Origin of the sequence: Aneurinibacillus thermoaerophilus, assembly GCF_900099925.1 — a bacterium.
Classification (GTDB): domain Bacteria; phylum Bacillota; class Bacilli; order Aneurinibacillales; family Aneurinibacillaceae; genus Aneurinibacillus; species Aneurinibacillus thermoaerophilus.
Genome location: NZ_FNDE01000075.1, coordinates 1 through 3,725, shown reverse-complemented (window position 1 = coordinate 3,725; position 3,725 = coordinate 1). Strand labels below are relative to the sequence as shown.

Annotated in this window: 10 protein-coding genes; 5 read left to right on the top strand and 5 right to left on the bottom strand. The window is 41.0% G+C overall.

Annotation, left to right across the window (positions count from 1 at the left end):
* Window positions 1-141 precede the first annotated feature (141 nt).
* Genes BLR88_RS18520 through BLR88_RS18510 form a run of 3 tightly spaced genes read right to left on the bottom strand, consistent with a single transcriptional unit; the run spans window position 142 to window position 1,099 of the window.
* Entirely contained in the window at window positions 142-411 is a 270-nt protein-coding gene (locus tag BLR88_RS18520; protein WP_091261573.1) for a hypothetical protein, read from the bottom strand.
* Between the two features lie 18 nt (window positions 412-429).
* Entirely contained in the window at window positions 430-714 is a 285-nt protein-coding gene (locus BLR88_RS18515) for a hypothetical protein (RefSeq protein ID WP_091261571.1), read from the bottom strand.
* A gap of 16 nt (window positions 715-730) precedes the next feature.
* Window positions 731-1,099 carry a helix-turn-helix domain-containing protein gene (locus BLR88_RS18510; protein WP_091261569.1) on the bottom strand — a complete coding sequence of 123 codons (369 nt, stop codon included), beginning with the start codon at window positions 1,097-1,099 and terminating at the stop codon, window positions 731-733.
* A 93-nt stretch (window positions 1,100-1,192) separates the two neighbouring features.
* Between BLR88_RS18510 and BLR88_RS18505 the strand changes: the two genes are divergently transcribed.
* Window positions 1,193-1,507 (top strand): helix-turn-helix domain-containing protein, encoded by a 315-nt coding sequence (locus BLR88_RS18505; protein ID WP_254778372.1) that lies wholly within the window; start codon window positions 1,193-1,195, stop codon window positions 1,505-1,507.
* 76 nt (window positions 1,508-1,583) lie between these two features.
* Here BLR88_RS18505 and BLR88_RS18500 read toward each other — a convergent pair whose 3' ends face one another.
* Window positions 1,584-1,832, bottom strand: a complete 249-nt coding sequence (locus BLR88_RS18500) for a hypothetical protein (protein WP_091261566.1) — start codon at window positions 1,830-1,832, stop codon at window positions 1,584-1,586.
* The gene (locus tag BLR88_RS18495) at window positions 1,829-2,149 is read right to left on the bottom strand and encodes a helix-turn-helix domain-containing protein (protein WP_091261564.1); all 321 of its coding nucleotides are present in this window, start codon (window positions 2,147-2,149) and stop codon (window positions 1,829-1,831) included. Before BLR88_RS18495 ends, BLR88_RS18500 begins: the two co-directional genes overlap by 4 nt.
* Before the next feature lie 165 nt (window positions 2,150-2,314).
* Between BLR88_RS18495 and BLR88_RS18490 the strand changes: the two genes are divergently transcribed.
* The 4 genes from BLR88_RS18490 to BLR88_RS18480 are packed head-to-tail and all read left to right on the top strand — an operon-like array spanning window position 2,315 to window position 3,598.
* The gene (locus tag BLR88_RS18490) at window positions 2,315-2,530 is read left to right on the top strand and encodes a helix-turn-helix domain-containing protein (RefSeq protein WP_091261562.1); all 216 of its coding nucleotides are present in this window, start codon (window positions 2,315-2,317) and stop codon (window positions 2,528-2,530) included.
* Between the two features lie 53 nt (window positions 2,531-2,583).
* A complete protein-coding gene (locus BLR88_RS18485; RefSeq protein ID WP_254778371.1) occupies window positions 2,584-2,868 on the top strand; it encodes a helix-turn-helix domain-containing protein in 285 nt (94 codons plus the stop codon).
* Window positions 2,865-3,038 (top strand): hypothetical protein, encoded by a 174-nt coding sequence (locus BLR88_RS19865; RefSeq protein ID WP_175493695.1) that lies wholly within the window; start codon window positions 2,865-2,867, stop codon window positions 3,036-3,038. The genes BLR88_RS18485 and BLR88_RS19865 overlap by 4 nt, the downstream gene beginning before the upstream one ends.
* A 23-nt stretch (window positions 3,039-3,061) precedes the next feature.
* Window positions 3,062-3,598, top strand: coding sequence for an XRE family transcriptional regulator (locus BLR88_RS18480; RefSeq protein ID WP_139185038.1), 537 nt, complete (start codon window positions 3,062-3,064; stop codon window positions 3,596-3,598).
* The last annotated feature ends 127 nt before the right edge of the window (window positions 3,599-3,725 follow it).

Here is a 3,725-nt window from a genome sequence, read left to right as displayed (position 1 = left end):
AAGCGAGAGCGCAACTAAACTTGAAAACAATAAAGCTTTTTTCATAATAGTTTCCCCTCTTTCATATACCTTTACATTTATAGAAATATTTTCTCTAAACCGTAAAATAATTCCCTGCTTGTCCATTAGGTTCAGGCAGGGTTACTGTTTGTTAGGCTTCAATAGATGTAATTCTTCTTCGGTGCGGGCAATGCGTAGAATCTGATAATCCAATCGCTTGTGAATACGTTCAGCATCTTCTTTTATAGCTGTTACTTCACCATGAAGTTTGTGTACGTCTAGTGATAAAGATTCCATTTGTGCTTTTAGTTCTTCCTGGCCGTCACGTAATGCATAAACCACTTGCTTTATCTCTTGCATCTCTTCTTTGATAATTGAGCGTATAAGTTCAGCAAGCTTTTTTTCATCCACTGTACCCACCACCTTATTTTATTGTCCAAGGCGTTTCAGGCGACTGATCTCTCTTTCGTGCGCACTTACCTTTTTGTACATCACATCAAAGTCAGATTCGAGAAAGCGGAGGGTGCGATCAGTTTTGTCAAAGCGTTCATGCATTTCGGAAGTCAAAGCGTCTAGTTTGGCATCTGTTTCGTCCTGACGATCACGGATATTATGCATGATTTCGCGCAGCTCTCTTTGTCCTGTTTCAATCGCCGAAATGCAGCTATCCATCTGAGTAAGTTTTTGAAGAATCAAGTCAAGTTTGTCAGACATTTTGATTCACCCCCTTTTATTTCTTTTTCTTTAGCTTCTTAACAAGTTCAATGGCTTGTCTCGCTTCTTCATACATATGTTCACGAAAGGCTTCCTGCTCTTCAGGCGAAAGGTCTTCATATCCTTCCAGTCCATCATAGAAGAAGAGGTTCATTTTTTTATCGGATTCTTTTGGTGATGGATCGTTGGTACGGCCTGTTAAGTAGTCCGTAGTTGTTAAAAGTAGATTAGCTAACTTTTTAAGGTTTTCAGCATCAGGTTGGTAAGTGTCAGACTCCCACTTGGATACGGTCGTGTTGTCTATACCTAGTTCTTTTGCAACTTGAGCTTGAGTCATTTTACGTTCTTTTCGCCTTTGTTTAATTCTTTGACCGAGAGTCAACATTTCCACTCCTTTGCTGTTTCATCAAATAAATAATACCATTTTTTGAGCATATCAAAAATAAATTTGATTAATTAGCAACTTTATAATTGACATTTGAGCAAAAATCAAATAATATTAAATCAACAAGTTGAGCAAACATCAAATAAGGTGGTGAGAAAAATGAACTACGACAAACTGAGAGAGCTAAGAGTCTCTCGTAAAATACCTTTGCAAGAAATGGCTGATGCAATTGGGTTAAAAACAGCAGGTGGATACCTACGTATTGAGACAGGTGAAAACAAATTGGATGCAAAACATCTTCCTGTCATCGCCAAAAAGTTCAACATGGATTTAAATGAGTTGACTAACGAAATTTTTTTTGAAAATAAAGTTGAGCAAACATCAAATTTTGATACTCGCTCAGCCTAACACAATTTTTTTACCCACTTCGATTACCAAAACCGACCTCAGTTGGAAGGGGAGAGAGCCACCAAATAGGTGGTGGCTACTTGATGCGCTTGAGTTCAGCTTCTTGCTGAATAGAACGAGCAGAGAGTAATTCGATAATACGTTGCTGATTATCCTGAATTTCCTCCAAACGCTTAACAGAGTCGGATGTATCAAGAACAGCGCGTTTGATGAGCGGGAGATCGGCTACATCTTCTTTCGTAGCCATGTTGTTTTCTACTCGATCAAGTCTCTGATTCAGTTGATCGAGCTTATCGAGGATTTGTTCCAGCAGTTGATTACTCATTTGTTACCAGTCCTTTCTAAAGTGGATTGTAAGAAAACATTCAGATTCTTCCGTTCCTCCGGCGTTAGCTTCTTGGCAGTCTCGATGAGTTGCAGGAGGTCGGGGGGTAGAGAAGGTTCGTTTTCATCAGCTAAAAGTTCAGATGGTTTTATAGACAAGGCATTACAAATTTTAAAAAGCGTATCCAATGTAGGGGATGTGCCATTTTCAATTTGACTAAGTGTTGATTGACCAATTCCAACAGCTTTAGCGACTTCAACACCAGTCATACCCAAAACTTTTCTTCTTTCTCTGATTTTTTTACCAATATCAATCATGGCGTACCTCTAAATAATATCGTGATTTAGATATTTTCAGTGTATCACATAGGTGTACACTGAAAAGTTTTAAATAAAAATATCAAAAATACGATAAAATATATTTACAAATTATCGTAAATACGATATATTGGTATCAGAAAGACGATAGCGAGGTGAAACAAAATGGAACTGGGCAACAAGATTAAGGCTTTGCGCTTGCAGAAGAAGTTGACCCAAGCCGATTTATCAAAACTGGCACAAGTTGCTCAATCTGTGATAAGCGACATTGAAAACAACAAGCGAAAGCAAGGAATCTCAGTTATATATGTGCAACGTTTAGCCAAAGCCCTCGGCGTAACGGTCGCCGAACTACTCGACGAAGAAGAACAAACAGCCTAAATTTTTACCCACTTCGATTACCAAAACCAACCTCAATTGGAAGGAGTGATACCATGGCGGCAAATCCTATCGAGGAAATGTTCCGCGAAATCGTTCGGGAAGAAGTCGGGAAAGCAATCGCTGAAATCAAGGAAATGCTTGCCGGAACTTCCCGTGAAAAAGAAAAACTTATCGGTGCTGAAGAAATCAGTGAATTTCTCGGCATCTCCAAACGTCGTGCTTATGAATTGATGGAGCTAAAGTCATTCCCTTTAGTTCGTATTGGTACTCGTAAAAAAGTTCATCCAAAAGATTTTGAGCGATGGTTGGCTGAACAAAAGGAGGTCAGCGTCTCATGAACCACCAGGCCGAAGATCTTCGCAAAGAGAGCGAAGAAATCAAGCGCGGCATCGACCGAGCTTTTGCACAGCGCACGCCTGAACAGAAGCAACAGGAGCTGGCGCGACTGGTCGAAGCTGCCCACCGATTGCTCGGACAAGCTCAACAGATGAAAGGTGGTGAATCGTAACCACTCTATAGGACAAGCATAGCATGAATGTTGCAACCAAACAGGGACAAAAAGGAGATGAGAACATGTCCATCGCGGACAAAATCGGACAGTATTTGGAGGAAAAAAACATTCCGGCTGGCGTACTTGCTGAGCAGCTTGGATACGAGAAATCAACAGTAATCAAAATCAAAAATGGTAAGCGTAGATGGCAGGAAGAGAATGACCCGTCACTAGCAGCTGTAGATTGGAGGTTCGCGGTTGCTATCGCAGCGGAACGGTCTGGCGGATATATCTCAAATTTACTGGACTTAGACCCGGACATCGACATTCATCCAGCAGCAATGAAAGAAGTAGTCCTCAAAGAACTACACGACTTGGAGCGAGTACTGGAGGCGACAATTGTGTCAAAGAAAGATTCTCCAAAACGAAAACTGGAAGGAAAGCGGCTCTGGAAAGAGTTGAAAGATGTACTGGACAAAGGCGCGGTCAAACTCGGAGTGATTGAAGAAGTGTACGGCTTAGATCGCAAAGAGTTGCTTGCAGAATACGAAGAAGAAGTGAGGCGAGGGGAACGATGAAAGAACAAATGAAACGGCTCAAAGAACGCGCAGAATGGCATTTGAGGATGGCAGACGACTATGAAAATTCAGAGTTGCCATATGGAAAAGCGGCGGCACAACAACATAAAGAAATGGCACATGAATG

What these genes read in the sequence shown, in the direction of transcription:
- BLR88_RS18515 (WP_091261571.1), bottom strand. Translation starts at nt 714, where the DNA reads ATGTCTGACAAACTTGACTTGATTCTTCAAAAACTTACTCAGATGGAT.
- BLR88_RS18485 (WP_254778371.1), top strand. Translation starts at nt 2,584, where the DNA reads ATGGCGGCAAATCCTATCGAGGAAATGTTCCGCGAAATCGTTCGGGAA.
- BLR88_RS19865 (WP_175493695.1), top strand. Translation starts at nt 2,865, where the DNA reads ATGAACCACCAGGCCGAAGATCTTCGCAAAGAGAGCGAAGAAATCAAG.
- BLR88_RS18490 (WP_091261562.1), top strand. Translation starts at nt 2,315, where the DNA reads ATGGAACTGGGCAACAAGATTAAGGCTTTGCGCTTGCAGAAGAAGTTG.
- BLR88_RS18500 (WP_091261566.1), bottom strand. Translation starts at nt 1,832, where the DNA reads ATGAGTAATCAACTGCTGGAACAAATCCTCGATAAGCTCGATCAACTG.
- BLR88_RS18510 (WP_091261569.1), bottom strand. Translation starts at nt 1,099, where the DNA reads ATGTTGACTCTCGGTCAAAGAATTAAACAAAGGCGAAAAGAACGTAAA.
- BLR88_RS18495 (WP_091261564.1), bottom strand. Translation starts at nt 2,149, where the DNA reads ATGATTGATATTGGTAAAAAAATCAGAGAAAGAAGAAAAGTTTTGGGT.
- BLR88_RS18480 (WP_139185038.1), top strand. Translation starts at nt 3,062, where the DNA reads ATGAATGTTGCAACCAAACAGGGACAAAAAGGAGATGAGAACATGTCC.